Origin of the sequence: Streptomyces sp. SDT5-1 (assembly GCF_052245995.1) — a bacterium.
Classification (GTDB): Bacteria; Actinomycetota; Actinomycetes; order Streptomycetales; family Streptomycetaceae; genus Streptomyces.
The window spans coordinates 2,247,425-2,263,081 of sequence record NZ_CM125963.1 but is presented as its reverse complement, the minus strand read 5'-3'; the positions used below and the strand labels follow the sequence as shown (position 1 = coordinate 2,263,081).

At 72.0% G+C, this 15,657-nt stretch carries 15 protein-coding genes; 10 read left to right on the top strand and 5 right to left on the bottom strand.

Annotated elements, in window-relative coordinates; translation table 11 throughout:
• Positions 1 to 3: 3 nt before the first annotated feature.
• The 3 genes from ACTWJ8_RS10580 to ACTWJ8_RS10570 all read left to right on the top strand — a co-directional run bounded on the left by ACTWJ8_RS10580 (position 4) and on the right by ACTWJ8_RS10570 (position 3,253).
• The gene (locus ACTWJ8_RS10580) at positions 4 to 909 is read left to right on the top strand and encodes a S1 family peptidase (RefSeq protein ID WP_356387811.1); all 906 of its coding nucleotides are present in this window, start codon (positions 4 to 6) and stop codon (positions 907 to 909) included.
• A gap of 163 nt (positions 910 to 1,072) precedes the next feature.
• On the top strand, positions 1,073 to 1,939 hold the full coding sequence (locus ACTWJ8_RS10575) for a slipin family protein (protein ID WP_443263674.1): 867 nt from the start codon (positions 1,073 to 1,075) through the stop codon (positions 1,937 to 1,939).
• A gap of 231 nt (positions 1,940 to 2,170) precedes the next feature.
• Positions 2,171 to 3,253 carry a S1 family peptidase gene (locus ACTWJ8_RS10570; protein ID WP_356387805.1) on the top strand — a complete coding sequence of 361 codons (1,083 nt, stop codon included), beginning with the start codon at positions 2,171 to 2,173 and terminating at the stop codon, positions 3,251 to 3,253.
• Between the two features lie 81 nt (positions 3,254 to 3,334).
• On the opposite strand, the gene ACTWJ8_RS10565 is transcribed toward ACTWJ8_RS10570, so the two are convergent.
• A complete protein-coding gene (locus ACTWJ8_RS10565) occupies positions 3,335 to 4,375 on the bottom strand; it encodes an ABC transporter permease (protein WP_443263673.1) in 1,041 nt (346 codons plus the stop codon).
• Positions 4,376 to 4,583: 208 nt separating this feature from the next.
• On the opposite strand from ACTWJ8_RS10565, the gene ACTWJ8_RS10560 reads away from it, so the two are divergent.
• Together ACTWJ8_RS10560 and ACTWJ8_RS10555 are read left to right on the top strand one after the other, a co-directional pair.
• The gene (locus ACTWJ8_RS10560; RefSeq protein WP_443263672.1) at positions 4,584 to 8,060 is read left to right on the top strand and encodes a DNA polymerase III subunit alpha; all 3,477 of its coding nucleotides are present in this window, start codon (positions 4,584 to 4,586) and stop codon (positions 8,058 to 8,060) included.
• Complete coding sequence (locus ACTWJ8_RS10555) at positions 8,057 to 9,064, top strand: DNA polymerase Y family protein (RefSeq protein WP_443263671.1); 1,008 nt, start codon at positions 8,057 to 8,059, stop codon at positions 9,062 to 9,064. The genes ACTWJ8_RS10560 and ACTWJ8_RS10555 overlap by 4 nt, the downstream gene beginning before the upstream one ends.
• A 3-nt stretch (positions 9,065 to 9,067) precedes the next feature.
• Here the strand turns inward: ACTWJ8_RS10555 and ACTWJ8_RS10550 are convergent, their stop codons facing one another.
• A complete protein-coding gene (locus ACTWJ8_RS10550) occupies positions 9,068 to 9,442 on the bottom strand; it encodes a cupin domain-containing protein (protein WP_443263670.1) in 375 nt (124 codons plus the stop codon).
• A gap of 124 nt (positions 9,443 to 9,566) precedes the next feature.
• Between ACTWJ8_RS10550 and ACTWJ8_RS10545 the strand changes: the two genes are divergently transcribed.
• Positions 9,567 to 10,013, top strand: coding sequence for a MarR family winged helix-turn-helix transcriptional regulator (locus ACTWJ8_RS10545; RefSeq protein ID WP_356387791.1), 447 nt, complete (start codon positions 9,567 to 9,569; stop codon positions 10,011 to 10,013).
• Positions 10,014 to 10,016: 3 nt separating this feature from the next.
• On the opposite strand, the gene ACTWJ8_RS10540 is transcribed toward ACTWJ8_RS10545, so the two are convergent.
• Both ACTWJ8_RS10540 and ACTWJ8_RS10535 read right to left on the bottom strand, forming a co-directional pair.
• A complete protein-coding gene (locus ACTWJ8_RS10540) occupies positions 10,017 to 10,952 on the bottom strand; it encodes a lytic polysaccharide monooxygenase auxiliary activity family 9 protein (protein WP_443263669.1) in 936 nt (311 codons plus the stop codon).
• Positions 10,953 to 11,129: 177 nt separating this feature from the next.
• On the bottom strand, positions 11,130 to 11,819 hold the full coding sequence (locus tag ACTWJ8_RS10535; protein WP_356387975.1) for a response regulator: 690 nt from the start codon (positions 11,817 to 11,819) through the stop codon (positions 11,130 to 11,132).
• 155 nt (positions 11,820 to 11,974) lie between these two features.
• Here ACTWJ8_RS10535 and ACTWJ8_RS10530 point away from each other — a divergent pair, with 155 nt between their 5' ends.
• The 4 genes from ACTWJ8_RS10530 to ACTWJ8_RS10515 are packed head-to-tail and all read left to right on the top strand — an operon-like array spanning position 11,975 to position 15,471.
• Entirely contained in the window at positions 11,975 to 12,958 is a 984-nt protein-coding gene (locus ACTWJ8_RS10530; RefSeq protein WP_443264859.1) for a Bug family tripartite tricarboxylate transporter substrate binding protein, read from the top strand.
• Positions 12,955 to 13,485, top strand: a complete 531-nt coding sequence (locus ACTWJ8_RS10525; RefSeq protein ID WP_443263668.1) for a tripartite tricarboxylate transporter TctB family protein — start codon at positions 12,955 to 12,957, stop codon at positions 13,483 to 13,485. Before ACTWJ8_RS10530 ends, ACTWJ8_RS10525 begins: the two co-directional genes overlap by 4 nt.
• Before the next feature lie 4 nt (positions 13,486 to 13,489).
• The gene (locus tag ACTWJ8_RS10520; RefSeq protein WP_443263667.1) at positions 13,490 to 14,998 is read left to right on the top strand and encodes a tripartite tricarboxylate transporter permease; all 1,509 of its coding nucleotides are present in this window, start codon (positions 13,490 to 13,492) and stop codon (positions 14,996 to 14,998) included.
• Positions 14,995 to 15,471, top strand: a complete 477-nt coding sequence (locus ACTWJ8_RS10515; protein WP_443263666.1) for a GNAT family N-acetyltransferase — start codon at positions 14,995 to 14,997, stop codon at positions 15,469 to 15,471. Before ACTWJ8_RS10520 ends, ACTWJ8_RS10515 begins: the two co-directional genes overlap by 4 nt.
• Positions 15,472 to 15,481: 10 nt before the next feature.
• Here ACTWJ8_RS10515 and ACTWJ8_RS10510 read toward each other — a convergent pair whose 3' ends face one another.
• Positions 15,482 to 15,619: a hypothetical protein gene (locus ACTWJ8_RS10510; RefSeq protein WP_356387776.1), complete on the bottom strand. Its 138-nt coding sequence runs from the start codon at positions 15,617 to 15,619 to the stop codon at positions 15,482 to 15,484.
• Between the last annotated feature and the right edge of the window lie 38 nt (positions 15,620 to 15,657).

Sequence of the window (15,657 nt, the reverse complement as noted above, 5' to 3'; positions counted from 1 at the left end):
GCAGTGAGGATCAAGCGCAGCACCCCCCGCAGCGGCAGAACCAGATCGACCCGGCTGATCGCCGTCGGCTCCGGTCTGCTCGCCGTGGCAGCATTCGCGATCCCCTCCGCCAACGCGTCCGAGGCACCCCAGACGTTCAGCGCCGCCGAACTCACCCAGACCCGTGACGCGGTGCGCTCCGCGGACGTCGCGGGTACCGCCTGGGCCGTCGACGCCAAGACCAAACAGGTCGTCGTCACCGTCGACAGCACGGTCTCGCAGGCCGAGATCAACAAGATCAAGAAGGAGGCCGGCGACACCGCCGGCGCCCTCAAGATCGAACGCACGGCGGGCACCTTCAAGAAGCTGCTCTCCGGCGGCGACGCCATCTACGCGAGCAGCTGGCGCTGCTCCCTCGGCTTCAACGTCCGCAACAGCTCCGGGGCCTACTACTTCCTGACCGCCGGTCACTGCACCGACGGCGCCGGGACCTGGTGGTCCAACTCCTCGCACACCTCCACCCTCGGCTCCACCGCCGGGTCCAGCTTCCCCGGCAACGACTACGGCATCGTCAAGTACGCGAGCGGGGTCTCCACTCCCCCCGGCACCGTAGGCAGCCAGGACATCACCAGCGCGGCGACCCCCTCCGTGGGCACGACCGTGTACCGCCGCGGCTCCACCACCGGCACGCACAGCGGCCGGGTCACCGCCCTCAACGCCACCGTGAACTACGGCGGCGGCGACATCGTCTCCGGCCTCATCCAGACCACGGTCTGCGCCGAGCCCGGCGACTCCGGCGGCCCGCTGTACGGCGGCACCAAGGCCTACGGCCTCACGTCGGGCGGCAGCGGCAACTGCTCCTCCGGCGGCACCACGTTCTTCCAGCCGGTGACCGAGGCGCTCAGCGCGTACGGCGTGAGCGTCTACTGATCCGAGCGCGCCACCCCGCGGCACCCTCCGCGGTCGCAGCCAGCGGCGCGAGCCCCCGTCCGGCCATTTCGGCCGGGCGGGGGCTCTCCCTTTGTCCGCCTTACGGGCCTACCTTCGAAGTACACGCCTTTTGCGCCCACTTCGGACCCTGGGGGGCCGTGAGATGGTCGAGGAACTGGTGACGGCGGGAGTGACCGTCGCATGTGCCGGAGCCGTGTACGTGATGGCGGCGGCGCGGGTCGTCAAGCAGTACGAGCGCGGGGTGGTGTTCCGGCTCGGCCGGCTCACCAAGTCCGTGCGCGGCCCGGGGTTCACGATGATCGTGCCGTTCGTGGACCGGCTCCGTAAGGTCAATCTGCAGATCGTCACGATGCCGGTGCCCGCCCAGGACGGCATCACGCGGGACAACGTCACCGTGCGCGTCGACGCCGTCATCTACTTCAAGGTGGTCGACGCGGCCGAGGCCGTGGTGCAGGTCGAGGACTACCGGTTCGCCGTCTCCCAGATGGCGCAGACCTCGCTGCGCTCCATCATCGGCAAGAGCGACCTCGACGACCTGCTGTCGAACAGGGAGAAGCTCAACCAGGGCCTGGAGCTGATGATCGACAGCCCCGCCGTCGGCTGGGGCGTGCAGATCGACCGCGTCGAGATCAAGGACGTCTCGCTGCCGGAGACGATGAAGCGTTCGATGGCGCGGCAGGCCGAGGCCGACCGGGAGCGCAGGGCCCGGGTCATCAACGCCGACGCCGAGCTCCAGGCGTCGAAGAAGCTGGCCGAGGCGGCCGGGGTGATGTCCGACCAGCCGGCTGCCCTGCAACTGCGCCTGCTGCAGACCGTGGTGGCGGTCGCGGCCGAGAAGAACTCGACGCTGGTGCTGCCGTTCCCGGTCGAACTGCTGCGCTTCCTGGAGCGGGCCACGCCCGGCGACGCGGTCCACGCGGCGCAGGCCGCCGTCACGGAGCTCGCCGAGGGGGCGCTGTCGATCGGCGAGCGGAGCGAGCAACCAGGGGCGAAATCCGGACAGGCGTAGACCTCACCCTCCGCCCACCCCTGGGAGCCCGGAGTGTTTGCAATGGGGATCGACGTGCGGCGCGATGGCGCTTTCGAGTGAGGGGGAGCGTACGAGAGTTGACGAACGCGCGTCCGGAAGTCGACCTTGTGTGTTCCCTGTGACGGTCGGGATAGTGGCCGGGTCAGCCTCACGGAGCCGGTCCGACCCCACTCGTACCGGTCATCCCAACCCCCCACAGGAGGACGTGAGTTGAAGCACCGACGCATACCCAAGCGGCGCGCCGCCGTGGCCGGAGCGGGCATCCTCGCCGTGGTCGCCGCGGGCATCACCTTCCAGACCGCGAACGCCAGCACGGACGCCCCGGAGCTCGTCCCCCAGAAGCTCTCGATCGCCAAGGCCGGAACTCTCGCCTCGAGCCTGACCAAGGACCTGGGCGCGGACGCGGCGGGCAGCTACTACGACGCCAAGGCCAAGCAGCTCGTCGTCAACGTCCTGAACGACGAGGCCGCGCAGACGGCGCAGGCCGCCGGCGCGAAGGCCAGAGTCGTGCAGAACTCGCTCGCCGACCTCAAGGGCGCGCGTACGACGCTGAAGCAGGACGCGACCATCCCGGGCACGTCCTGGGCCGTCGACCCCGCCACCAACAAGGTCGTCGTCACCGCCGACCGCACGGTCAAGGGCGCCGACTGGAAGCAGCTCAGCGGCGTCGTCGACAAGCTCGGCGGCAAGGCGGAGCTCAAGCGCAGCCAGGGCGAGTTCAAGCCCTTCATCGCGGGCGGCGACGCCATCAGCGGGGGCGGCGGCCGCTGTTCCCTCGGCTTCAACGTGACCAAGGGCGGCGAGCCGTTCTTCCTCACGGCGGGCCACTGCACCGAGTCGATCTCCACGTGGTCGGACTCCAGCGGCCAGGAGATCGGCACGAACGCCGACTCCCAGTTCCCGGACAACGACTTCGGCCTCGTGAAGTACACGGCCGACGTCGACCACCCGAGCGAGGTCAACCTCTACAACGGTTCCGCGCAGCAGATCACCAAGGCGGCGGACGCCACCGTCGGCATGAAGGTGACCCGCTCCGGCTCCACCACGCAGGTCCACGACGGCACGGTGACCGGCCTGGACGCCACCGTGAACTACGGCAACGGCGACATCGTCAACGGCCTCATCCAGACCGACGTCTGCGCCGAGCCCGGTGACAGCGGCGGCTCGCTGTTCTCCGGCGACTCGGCGGTCGGCCTCACCTCCGGCGGCAGCGGCGACTGCACCTCCGGCGGCGAGACCTTCTTCCAGCCGGTGACCGAGGCGCTCTCCGCCACGGGCACCGAGATCGGCTGACCGGCCGACGACCGGAACGAGCGAGAGGCCCCGCCCCGGACATCGGGGGCGGGGCCTCGTCGTGCGTTCGAACGCCGGGCGTCAGACCTCGGCGGGCCGGGCCTCGGTGGCCCCCGCGCGGCGCCGCTTGTCGCGCACGCCCGCCACGAGCAGGGTGCCGACGACGCCCACGACCGCCCACGCCGACAGGACGAGCAGCGACTGGGTGAGGTCGTTGCCCTTGAAGTAGGCGATGGAGCGGGCCGCCCAGGTGCCCGCGCCCGGTGGCAGCCAGGGCCCGATCGCCTGCCAGAACGGCGGCAGCATCGGCAGCGGGAAGGCGCCGCCCGCGCTCGGGTTGCCCGCGATGACGATGAGCAGCACCGCGAGGCCGATGCCGACGACGCCGGTGAGTTCCTCCAGGGCGAGCGTGATCGCGCCGACCGCGAAGGTGACCAGGGCGCCGAGCCCCGCGAGCCCCCAGAAGGACCCCGGCAGCGCGCTCAGGATCGAGTCGCCGATGATCAGAGAGCCGCCGATGCCGCCCACGATCGAGAAGACCGCGAGCGAACCGAGCCGGATGGCGGCCCGCTGTGGGCTCGCGGGCCGGGACCCGGCGCTGATCGACATGATCGAGGCGCACAGATAGCCGCCGACGCACCAGCCGACGACGAGGTAGAAGGCGGACAGGCCGTCGAAGTCCTGCGCCGACGCTGGCGCCACGTCGACGGTCCGCACGGTGCGCTGCTGCTGGGCGTCGATCGTGGTGGCCAGGCCCTCGAGCGCGGACGCCAGGACGGTGCCGCCGCCGGACGCGACGTAGAGGGTGTCCTGGGAGCCCTTCGCCTTGAAGACCAGGGCGCCGTCGATCTCCCGGTTCAGGACCTGCTCGCGCGCCGTCCGCGCGTCCGCGACCACCCGGGTGTCGAGCGGGGAGCCGGGCAGCTTGTCCAGCTGCTGCGCGAGCTGTTTCGCCGCCGCGGGCTGCGGCGCGACGACGCCGAACGGGACGTCCTTCGGCTTCGGATTGTGCAGCGCCCCCACGTAGGAGGTGATGAACAGGAGCTGGAGAGCCAGGACGCCGATGACTAGGAGCGCGGCTCTCGGCGTGACGGCGTTCTTGAACTCTTCGGCGAACTTCATGCCTCAACGCTCGGGCGCGGCCCCGGCTCGTGCAGTCGGGGAGGGCCGAACGAGTGGGGCGACTCCCCGTATGACTCCCCGCACGGTCCGCCACCTCGCGTTTCGACTCGCACAAGTATTCGAACATGGTTTACGGTGAGGGCATCGGTCCTGATGAGGCTGATGTGGCAGGTCGTACAGAGGGGGGAGTAGTGGCGAGGTGGTTCGGATGCGGGGTTTTACGCATCTGCACACCGCCTCAGGGTTCTCCCTGCGGTACGGGGCCTCGCACCCGGACGCGCTCGCCGAGCGGGCCGCCGAGCGCGGCCTCGACGCCCTCGCCCTGACCGACCGGGACACCCTCGGCGGCGCCGTCCGCTTCGCGAAGGCCGCGGGCCGGGCCGGGATCCGCCCGCTGTTCGGCGTGGATCTCGCCGTGGCGGCACCCGCGGAGACGGTCGAGCGCACCGAGAGGCGGCGCACCCCCGCCAGGGGAGGAGCCTTCGTCGACGAGTCGGCGCAGCGCGTGGCGTTCCTCGCCAGGGACGGCGCCGCCGGCTGGGCCGAGCTGTGCCGCCTCGTCACCGCGGCGCACCGGGACGCGGGAGGCGACCGCCGTCCGCTGCTGCCCTGGGACGCCCTCGGGGCGGACCACGTCGTCGTGCTCCTCGGCCCCGACTCCGACGTCGGCCGCGCGCTCGCCGCGGGGCGCCCCGACCGCGCGGCCCGGCTGCTCGGGCCCTGGCGGGAGCGGTACGGCAGCGCCGCGCTGCGCATCGAGGTCGTCTCGCACGGGCTGAGCGGCACCGGGCCGGGATCGCTGCGGCACGCCGCCCGCTCCCTCGGCTTCGCCGCCGAGCAGGGGATCCTCCCCGTGCTCAGCAACGCCGTCCGGTACGCCGACGCGGGCCAGGGTCCGGTCGCGGACGTGCTCGACTCCGCGCGCCGCCTGGTGCCCATCGACCCGCGCGGTGCCCTCGACAGCGGCGAACGCTGGCTCAAGCCCGCCCAGGACATGGCCGACATCGCCCTGAAGGTGTCCGAGGCCGCCGGCTACCGCGAGAACACCGCCCGCCGCCTCCTCACCGTCACCGAGGAGACCGCCCAGTCCTGCCGCGTCGACCCGGAGGACGACCTGGGGCTCGGCCGCGTCCACTTCCCCGAGCCCGGCCTCGTCGGCGCCGCCCGCCGCACCCCCGAGCGGGTGCTCCGCTCGCGCTGCGACGCCGCGATGCTGGCTCGCCGCTACGACTACAAGCGCCGCTACTGGGAGCGCCTGGAGGACGAGCTGCGCCTGATCGAACGGCAGGGCTACGCCTCGTACTTCCTCACCGTCGCCCAGGTCGTGGAGGACACCCGGGGCCTCGGCATCCGGGTCGCCGCGCGCGGCTCCGGCGCGGGCTCGCTCGTCAACCACCTGCTCGGCATCGCCACCGCCGACCCGGTCGAACACGGGCTGCTCATGGAGCGCTTCCTGTCCGAACAGCGCATGGAGCTGCCCGACATCGACATCGACGTGGAGTCCGCCCGCCGCCTGGAGGTCTACCGGGCGATCCTGGACCGCTTCGGGGCCGAGCGGGTCGCGACCGTGTCCATGCCGGAGACGTACCGGGTCCGCCATGCCGTACGGGACGTGGGCCTCGCCCTCGGCATGGAGCCGGCCGAGGTGGACCGGCTCGCCAAGTCCTTTCCGCACATCCGCGCCCGCGACGCCCGCTCCGCGCTCCAGGAACTCCCCGAGCTGCGCGGCATCGATCCCGAGGCGCACGGCGGGAGCCGGATGTGGGACCTCGTCGAGGCGCTCGACGCGCTGCCGCGCGGGATCGCCATGCACCCGTGCGGCGTGCTGCTCTCCGACACGTCGCTGCTGCGCCGCACCCCGGTCGTGCCGACCAGCACCGAGGGCTTCCCCATGTCCCAGTTCGACAAGGAGGACGTGGAGGACCTCGGGCTGCTCAAGCTCGACGTCCTCGGGGTGCGGATGCAGTCCGCGATGGCGCACTCCGTCGCCGAGATCGAACGGTCGACCGGGGAGCGGATCGACCTGGACGACCCGGAACAGGTGCCGCCCGGCGACCCGAAGACGTATCAGCTCATCAAGCAGTCGCAGACGCTGGGCTGTTTCCAGACCGAGTCGCCCGGCCAGCGCGATCTGCTCGCGCGGCTCCAGCCCGAGACCTTCCACGACCTGGTCGTGGACATCTCGCTGTTCCGCCCGGGGCCCGTCGCGGCCAACATGGTCGACCCGTTCATCAAGGCGCGGCACGGCAGGCAGGCGCCCGTGTACCCGCACGAGGACCTGAAGGGCGCGCTGGAGGAGACGTACGGCGTCGTCGTCTTCCACGAGCAGATCATCCGGATCCTGCACGTCATGACCGGGTGCAGCCTCGCCTTCGGCGACTACACGCGGCGGGCGCTCTCGAAGGCGGACCAGGTCGGGCGGGTGCGCGCCTGGTTCGAACAGCGGGCCCGCGAGCGCGGCTACGAGGAGGAGGTCGCGGCACGGACCTGGGAGATCGTCGAGGCGTTCGGCGCGTACGGGTTCTGCAAGGCGCACGCCGTGGCGTTCGCCGTGCCCTCGTACCAGTCGGCGTGGCTGAAGGCGCACCATCCGGCGGCGTTCTACGCGGGGCTGCTCACGCACGATCCCGGCATGTACCCGAAGCGGCTGCTGCTCGCGGACGCGCGGCGGTGGGGGGTGCCGGTGCTGCCGCTCGACGTGAACGCGTCCGACGCGGCCTACCGAATCGAACTGGTGTCTGACATAAATGGTGGGGAGGGGGCATCTTTGGTGCACGGCATCCGGCTCGCGCTCGCCGACGTACGCGGCATGAGCGACGCCGAGGCGGAGCGGATCGTCGCGGGCCGCCCCTACGTCTCCCTCCAGGACTTCCTCTCCCGCGCCCGCCCCTCCCGGCCGGTCGCCGAACGCCTCGCGCAGGTCGGCGCGCTCGACGCCTTCGGGAAGAACCGGCGGGACCTGATGCTGCACATCGCCGAGTCGCTGCGGGCCCAACGCAGCGGCGCGCAGGGCCAGTTGGCGCTCGGTGAGACGGGGGAGGCGCCCGCGGAGGTGGCCCCCGCCCAGCTGCCCGACCTCGACGACGTCGAACGGCTCGGCGCCGAACTCGGCGTGCTCGGCATGGACACCTCGCGCCATCTCCTGGGCGACCACCGGGAGTTGCTCGACGAACTCGGCGTGGCCTCCGCGCGCCGTCTCAAGGACCTGCCGCACGGACAGGTGGTCCTGGTCGCCGGCGCGAAGGGCGCCGTGCAGACGCCGCCCGTCCGCTCCGGCAAGCGCGTCATCTTCACCACGCTCGACGACACCTCCGGGCTCGTCGACTGCGCGTTCTTCGAGGACAGCCACGACGCGGCGGCGCACACCGTCTTCCACTCCTGGCTGCTCCTCGTACGCGGAGTGGTGCAGCGCCGCGGCGGCGGCAGCGGCAAGGCGCTCTCGGTCACCGGATCCGCCGCCTGGGACCTCACCGAACTCGCCGAACTGCGCCGCACCGGCGGCCTGTCCGCGGTCACCGACCGGCTCACCGAACAGCGCCCCGCGGCCGCCGACACGACGGAGAGCCGCAGCATCCGCCTGGAGACGGGCTACGACCTGCACCCCTGGGCGGACCTCCAGCCACCCGGCGAACCCGTCAAGCAGAGCCGCAAGCTGTGGCACCAGAGCCCGGGGAGCGCGGGATGACGAGAGAGGGCGAGGAACACGTGCCGCAGATCCTCTACATCCACTTCCACGACCTCACGGACGAGCAGCTCTACCGCCGTCTGCTCGCGCTGCTCGCCGAGTTCACGCCCCTCGTGCAGGCGCTGCCGCCCGACGCCGCGCTGGTCGACGTCACGGGCGGCCTGCGCTACTTCGGCACGGACGCCCCGGCCCTCGCCGAACGGATCAGGGCCCGCACCGGTGGTCTGTACGGGATCCGGTCGACCGTCGGCGTCGCCACGAATCCGATGCTGGCCCGCATGGTCGCCGCCGACGGGCCGCCGTCGGCCGTCCGCGAGCTGCCCGCCGACCTGGACGCGGTCACCGCCTTCCTCGCCCACAAACCGGCCGCCGCGCTGTACGGCGTGGGGCCCGCGACCGCCCGCACCCTGTCCTCGTACGGCCTCGACAGCGTCGGGAGGATCGCCGCAGCGCCGCTCGGCACCCTGCAACGCATCCTCGGCGCCGCCGCGGGCCGCCGCCTGCACGACGCCGCCCGCGGCCTCGACCCGACCCCCGTGGTCCCGGCGGCGCCCGCCCGCTCGATCCGCGTCGAACACGGCTTCCCGCAGGACGAGTTGGACCGCGACCGGCAACGCGCCGCGCTGCTCGCCCTCACCGACCGGCTCGGTCTGCGCCTGCGCTCCGAGGAGCAGACGACCCGGTCCCTCGCCCTCACCGTGCGCTACGCGGACCGCAGCACGACCACGCGCACCCGCACCTTGGCCGAGGCCACCGCCCATACCCCGGCCCTCACCGCGGCCGCGTACGACCTCCACGACCGCCTCGCCCTGCAACGCGCCCGGGTCCGCTCCTTCACCCTCCGCGCCGACCAGCTCGTCGCGGCCGAACAGGCCTCCCGCCAGCTCCTGTTCGACCCGACCGACGAGCGGGACCGCCGCATCGAGGAGGCGGTCGACCGCGCCCGCAGGAAGTACGGCCCGGACGCGGTGCGACCCGCGGCGGCGACACCCCCCGCGGCCTGAGCCCTACCGGGCCCACGGCGGGGCGATCCGGGTCCCGTCCGCGAGCTCCGCCTCCAGGCCGATCGGCGCCGTCACCCACATCGAGGCCGGCTCGTCCGTCGGGTTCTCCACGCCGAGTGTCGTGCCGGCGTGGGCGATCGCCGTGTCGCCGGCCGTGAGGGTGTGGGGAGTGCCGTCGAGGCTGAGGACCAGGGTGCCGCCGAGCACGTGCAGGACCTCCTCGCGGGAGATCGTGTGCGCGGGCCCCTTCATGCCCGCGGGGATCTCGCTCCGCCAGGCCGCCAGCTCCTTGCTGCCGCTGGTCGACGAGGCGTACGAGACGAAACGGGCGCCGTGCAGTTCGTGGACGACGGCTTCCGGGGCGCGGACGACCGGCATGGCTTCTCCTTCATGGTGGGCTGACGCCCGTGGGTGGGCCGGTGCCGCTCGCCCAGATGGTCAAGCGGCTTGACCATATAGTCAGGCTGCTTGACCATCTTGTCAAGGGTGTTTGAATGACCGCGTGCAGAACGCCGACGCCATGAACCTGACCGCCGCCCTGCTCGCCGCCGCGAGCGAGCTGACGCGACGCATCCACGAAGGCGTCGTGGCCAGGGGGTTCGACGGACTGCGGCCCGCGCACGGCTTCGCCTTCGCACGGCTCGCCGCCGGCGGCGCCACCGGCACCGAACTCGCCGCCCACCTCGGCGTCACCAAGCAGGCGGCGAGTCAGCTCGTCGACGAGCTGGTGCGCAAGGGCTACGCCGAGCGGCAGCCCCACCCGCGGGACGCGCGGGCCCGGCTCGTCGTCCTCACCGAGCGCGGGTGGGCCTGCACCCGGGCCGCCGAGGAGGCCGCGGCCGAAGCGGTACGGCCCTGGGCGGAGCGGATCGGCGAGCGAGAGGCCCACGCGCTGACGGAGCGGCTGCTCGCCCTCGCGCCCAACGGCCCGATCAGGCCCACCTGGTGAAGGTCAGCGACCGTGGCGGCCGCTCGTCGCGCGGCGGCGCATCGAGGTGAGCAGGGTGGCCGCACCGATCGCGAGGGCCGCCGCGCCGCCCATCGCGACGTACGGGGTGGCGGAGTCGCCGCCCGTCTCCGCGAGGTTCTGCTTCTCGGTGGTGCCGCCCTGGGCCGCGGGGGCGTTGGCCGGCTCGTGGGTGGCGTGGTCCTCGCCCATGTCCATGCCGCCGTGGTCGATCGTCGACTTGTCGGCGTCCGCGGCGATCTGCCGGTCCGTGGGCTCCGAGGCCGTCGTGGCGGTGGACGTGCCGCCGTACGTCACGTCGGAGCAGGAGTAGAAGGCCTCCGGGCTGTCCGAGCGCTGCCAGATGCCGTAGATCAGCTGGCGGCCCGTGCGGTCGGGGAGCGTGCCGGAGAACGTGTAGTAGCCGTTCGACGCCGTCGGGTCCGTCTTCGTCGCGACCGGGTTCTCCAGGTCGAGGTCGGACCACTTCAGCGGCTTCGACGGGTCGTAGCCCTGCTTCGTCATGTAGAGGTTGAAGGTGCCCTTGTGCTGGGCCGTCACCTTGTACTTGAAGGTGTACGAGCCCGCCGAGACCTTCGTCGCGGGCCAGTCGTCGCGCGCCAGGTCCATGCCCTTGAACTCCTCCGAGTTCGCCGAGCACAGCTTGCCGTCCGGGATGTTCTCCTGGTGCTTCCCCGCCGCCTCGCCGTCCCGGATGCCGTTCCAGTCGTACAGGGCCTGCGGGCCGCCCTCGGCGACCGCCGCCTTGCACGCCGCCGACGTCGGGCTCTCGGCGCCCTCCGCGTAACAGGCGGCGACCCGGCTCACCGGGTCGCCGAGCGTGCCGTGCGCTGCCGCGGGCGCCGCCGACAGGGCGGTCAGCGCGAGGGGGAGCGCGCCGAGCGTGGCGAACGCGGTGACCTTGCGACGGGATGCGGGCATGGGTGTGCTCCTTGATCGAGTGCAATCACGTGCATTGGGGGGTGCGGCAAGGAAGTTAGCCCGGAAAAACAGCCTGATCGGCGCCGAACAGCGCTCCGAGTGGATCTTTATGGCCCCCTTAAGGTGCCACTCAGACTCCCCTCAGGACACCCCTTCCGACGCCCCCTCGTACCGGCCTCAGGACACCCACCGGTACCGCCGCTCCGGGCGGCCCGTCCCGCCGTAGCGGAGCGACACCCGCGCCCGGCCCGTACCCGCGAAGAACTCCAGGTACCGGCGCGCACTCACCCGCGACAACGACCCCGCCTCCTGCGCGCACTCCGTCGCCGACAGACCGTCCGGATGCGCCCGCAGCGTCCGCTCCACCAGATCCGCCGTGTGCGCCGCGAGCCCCTTCGGCAGCTCCCGCGACCCCGGCGGCCTGGCCCCGAAGATCTGGTCGACGTCCTCCTGCCGCGCCTCCCCGAGATCGTCGAGCCGCGCCCGCAACGCCGCCACGTGCCGCAACTGCTCCTGCAGCGCCGCCTGGTTGAACGGCTTGATCAGATAGTGCAGCGCCCCCGCCCGCAGCGCCGCCCGCACCACGTCCGCGTCCCGCGCCGCCGTGATGAACAGCGCGTCCACCGGAACACGCCCCGGATCCCGCTCCTCCTCGGCCCGCAGCGCCCGCAGCACCTCCACGCCGTCCATGTCGGGCAGGTACACGTCGAGCAGTACCAGATCGGGCCGCACCGCCGCCGCGACGCGCAGTGCCTCCTCGCCGCTGTGCGCCACCCCGGCCACCACGAACCCGTCCATCGCGGACACGTACCGGCTGTGCAGCTTCGCGACCATGAAGTCGTCGTCCACGATCAAGACCTTGATCAAGACCTTTGTCACGGGCGCAGGTTAGGCACGCGACCACAAGGACCACAACGTTCGTTGCTTGCGGAAGAGAGACAGCTTGTTAACGCGTGGGCAACATGTGGGCCACCTCACAACCAACCCGTCCCCAAAACGAACCCAAGAAGTAGGTGGCACACGTGCGCCTGCGCACACCCCTCGCCCTGCTCGGGTCCGCCCTGCTCGTCCTGGTGGCGCCCCCGCTGCTCACCTCGGGCAGCGGCGCCGACACCGGCACCCGGATCCCCGGCCTGCGTCTCATGGTCCCCAACACGCCCGGCGGCGGCTACGACATCACCGCCCGCACCGCCGCGAAGAACGCCGAGGACGCCGAACTCACCCACAACATCGAGGTGTTCAACCTGCCCGGCGCCGGCGGCACCGTCGGCCTCACCCGCCTCGTCGGCGAGCACGGCAACGGCAAGCTCGCCATGTCCATGGGCCTCGGCGTCGTCGGCGCCGCCCGCTCCAACCACTCCCCGAAGACCCTCGCCGACACCACGCCCATCGCCCGGCTCACCGAGGAGTCCGACGTCGTCGTGGTCGCGAAGGACTCCCCGTACAAGAACATCAAGCAGCTCGTCGACGCCTGGAAGAAGCACCCCGGCAAGCTGCCCGTCGGCGGCGGCTCCTCGCCCGGCGGACCCGACCACCTCGCGCCGATGCTGATGGCCCGCGCCGCCGGCATCGAGCCCAAGAAGGTCAACTACGTCCCGTTCGACGGCGGGGGCGAACTCCTCGCCTCCATCCTCGGCAACAAGGTCGCCTTCGGCGTCTCCGGCGTCGGCGAGTACCTCGACCAGATCAAGAGCGGCGAGCTCCGCCTCCTCGCCGTCACGGGCCCCGAACGCGCCACCGGACTCGACGCGCCCACCCTCAAGGAGTCCGGCTACGACGTCGACTTCACCAACTGGCGCGGCATCGTCGCCCCGCCCGGCATCTCCGACGCGCAGCGCGCCAAACTCACCAACCTCGTCAAGAAGTTGCACGCCTCCAAGGAATGGAAGAAGTCGCTCGAGGTGAACGGCTGGGACGACGCCTTCCTCGTGGGCGACGACTTCGGGACGTTCCTCGACGCCGAGGACAAGCGTGTCGTGTCCGTACTGAAGGAGCTGGGCCTGTGACCGCCACCGACACCCGCCCGGCCGAGCGCACCCGCGCGTCCTGGCTGCGCGAACACTCCGAACTCGGCGTCTGCGTCCTGCTCCTGGCGCTCGGCGTGCTCGTCCTCACCGACGCCCTCACCATGGACGTCGACATCTCCCAGCGCGGGCCCGTGGGGCCCAAGACCGTGCCGATCGTCGTCGGCATCGGGCTGCTCCTCGTCGCCGTGCTGCTCGCCGTCGACGTGCTGCGCGGCGGCAGGGGAGAGGCCGAGGCCGGCGAGGACATCGACCTGTCCGAACCCGCCGACTGGCGCACCGTCCTGCTGCTCGCCGGCGTCTTCCTCGCCACCGCCGTGCTCATCGAACCGCTCGGCTTCCCCGTCGCGGGCGCCCTGCTGTTCTGGGGCGCCGCCTACGCGCTCGGCAGCCGCAACCTCACCCGCGACCCCCTGATCGCGGCCGGGCTCGCCCTCCTCACCTTCATCGTCTTCAACAACCTGCTCGGCGTCCCCCTGCCGGGCGGCCCCCTGATGGGAGTGCTGTGACCCGATGAACGCCCTCAACTCACTCCTCGACGGGTTCGGCACCGCCCTCACCCCGATCAACCTGCTGTGGGCCGCCATCGGCGTGCTCCTCGGCACCGCCATCGGCGTCCTGCCCGGCATCGGCCCCGCCATGGCCGTCGCCCTGCTCCTCCCGGTGACGTACGGACTCGAACCCACCGGCGCCTTCATCATGTTCGCCGGCATCTACTACGGCGCCATGTTCGGCGGCTCCACCACCTCGATCCTGCTCAACACCCCCGGCGAGAGCGCCGCCGTCGTCGCCGCCATGGAGGGCAACCCCATGGCGAAGTCCGGACGCGGCGCACAGGCCCTCGCGGCCGCCGCCGTCGGCCACTTCGCCGGCGGCATGATCGGCACGATCCTGCTGGTCGCCCTCGCCCCCAAGGTCGCCGCGCTCGCCGTCGACATCGGCGCGCCCGACTACTTCGCCATCATGGTCCTCGCGTTCATCGCGGTGACGTCGGTGCTCGGCTCCTCCCGCGTACGCGGACTCGCCTCGCTCCTCATCGGCCTCACCCTCGGCCTTGTCGGCCTCGACCAGATGACCGGCCAACAGCGCCTCACCTTCGGCTCCTTGCAGCTCGCCGACGGCATCGACGTCGTCATCGTCGCGGTCGGCCTCTTCGCCATCGGCGAGGCCCTGTGGGTCGCCGCCCACCTGCGCCGCACCAGCGGCGACGCGATCCCCGTGGGCCGCCCCTGGCTCGGCCGCTCGGACGTCCGCCGCACCTGGAAGTCCTGGCTGCGCGGCCCCCTCATCGGCTTCCCGTTCGGCGCGATCCCCGCGGGCGGCGCCGAGATCCCCACGTTCCTCTCCTACGTCACCGAGAAGCGCCTCTCCAAGCACAAGGACGAGTGGGGCAAGGGCGCCATCGAAGGCGTGGCGGGACCCGAATCGGCCTCGTCGGCCTCGGCGGCGGGCACGCTCGTCTCCATGCTCACCCTCGGCCTCCCGACCACCGCGGTCGCGGCCGTCATGCTCGCGGCCTTCCAGCAGTACGGCATCCAGCCCGGCCCGCTCCTCTTCGAACGCGAACCGGAGCTCGTCTGGGGCCTCATCGCCTCGCTGTTCGTCGGCATGGTGCTGCTCCTCGCCCTGAACCTGCCGCTTGCCCCGGTCTGGGCGAAGCTGCTGCGCATCCCGCGCCCGTACCTCTACGCCGGCATCCTCTTCTTCGCCGCCGTCGGCGCCTACGCGGTGGGCGGCGAGGCCGTCGACCTCGTCATCCTCCTGATCGTCGGCCTCATCGGCTTCGGTATGCGCCGCTACGGACTGCCCGTGCTGCCCGCCGTCATCGGCGTCATCCTCGGCCCCAACGCCGAACAGCAGCTGCGCCGCGCCCTCCAGATCAGCGACGGCAGCGTCGGCGGGCTCGTCGACACCCCGTTCTCCGTGACGGTCTACGCCGTCGTGCTGCTCATCGTGGCGTGGCCGCTCGTCAAGAAGCTGGTGGTGCGCGGGAGGGGGAGTGACGTAGACAGGACGGCATGACAGACGAACGCCATGAGCCCGTGATCCGGCGGGCGACCGCCGCCGACGTGCCCGCCGTCAAGGCGGTCACGGACGCGGCGTACCACCACTACATCGCCCGCATCGGTGTCGTGCCCGCGCCGATGGAGGCCGACCACGCGGCGAACGTCGCGGCGGGCCGCGTCCATGTCACCGGGGAGCCGGACGTCGTCGGCCTGGTGGTCGTCGAGGCACGGGACGACCACCTCTTCCTCGACAGCATCGCGGTCCACCCCGAGGCGCACGGCCGGGGCCTTGGCCGCCGCCTGCTCGCGTTCGTGGACGAGCACGCCCGCGCCCTCGGGCTCCCCGAGGTGCGGCTCTACACGAACGCCCTCATGTGGGAGAACCAGGAGCTGTACCCGCGCTACGGATACGAGGTCGTGGAGCGCCGCACGGACGGCCCCTACGACCGCGTCCACTACCGCAAACGGCTCGCTCCCGGCGCCGTCTGACCCGCACCGCTCACTCGTCCGGCCACCAGGTCTTCCGGACGTCCTTGCGCACTTCGGGGCGCTCCCGCCCGCGCTCGGCCGCATCCTCCCGCAGCCGGCGCGTGATGGTGCTCGCTCCGGTCGGCTTGTGCATGGTCACTCGGCGCATGGTGCCTCCTGTACCTACACGGGTTCCAACGTGGTGCC